Source organism: Aurantimonas sp. 22II-16-19i (assembly GCF_002088275.1).
In the GTDB taxonomy this organism is placed as follows: domain Bacteria; phylum Pseudomonadota; class Alphaproteobacteria; order Rhizobiales; family Rhizobiaceae; genus Jiella.
This window is the reverse complement of sequence record NZ_AQQS01000090.1, coordinates 1-724: the sequence shown is the minus strand read 5'-3', so window position 1 is coordinate 724 and position 724 is coordinate 1. Positions and strand designations below refer to the sequence as shown.

The following is a 724-nucleotide window of genomic DNA, read 5'->3' as shown; positions in this document are numbered from 1 at the left end:
GGCACGACCATCACCGGCCTCTACGGCACGCTGACCATCGGCGCCGACGGCTCCTATTCCTACGCGCTGAACAATGCCGATGCGGACACCCAGGCGCTGGATGCCGGCGAGACGGGGCAGGACGTCTTCACCTACACGATCTCCGACGGCGAGGGCGGCACCGACAGCGCGACGCTGACGATCTCGGTCACCGGCACCAACGACGCCCCGACGCTGACCGGCACCACCACCGGTTTGGTCACCGAGGCGGCGGGCGGCAACGACGATGCCGTTGGAACTGCCGGAGAGCCGACGGCCACCGGCACGCTGGTGACCGACGACGTCGATGGGAGCGACACCACCGGCACCGACAATTTCTCCGTCGTCTCGGCGAATGGGGAACCCATCTCCGGCGACGAGACCACCGTCATCGGCGCCTATGGCACCTTCGCGGTCACCGAGGACGGGGTCTGGACCTATACGCTGGACCAGGACAAGGCCGACGCACTCGCCGACGAAGCGATGCCGACCGAGAGCTTCACCGTCCGCGTCTCGGACGGCCAGGGCGGCTTTGCCGATCAGGTCGTGAATGTGACGGTCAACGGCGCCAACGACGCGCCGCGCGCCGAAGCGGCGACGGGCGCGGCCAACGAGGACGGCCCGGCGATCCTGATCGAGGCGTCGGTGGTCGATCCGGAGGGGCAGGCCCTCACCTACGAGATCGATACCGCCGGCACGGTCGGCA

1 protein-coding gene is annotated in these 724 nt (G+C 68.9%); it reads left to right on the top strand.

What is annotated here, in order from left to right; translation table 11 throughout:
* Positions 1-724, top strand: a 724-nt coding sequence (locus ATO4_RS26725; RefSeq protein WP_139802743.1) for a VCBS domain-containing protein, incomplete at both ends; no start/stop codon positions are given.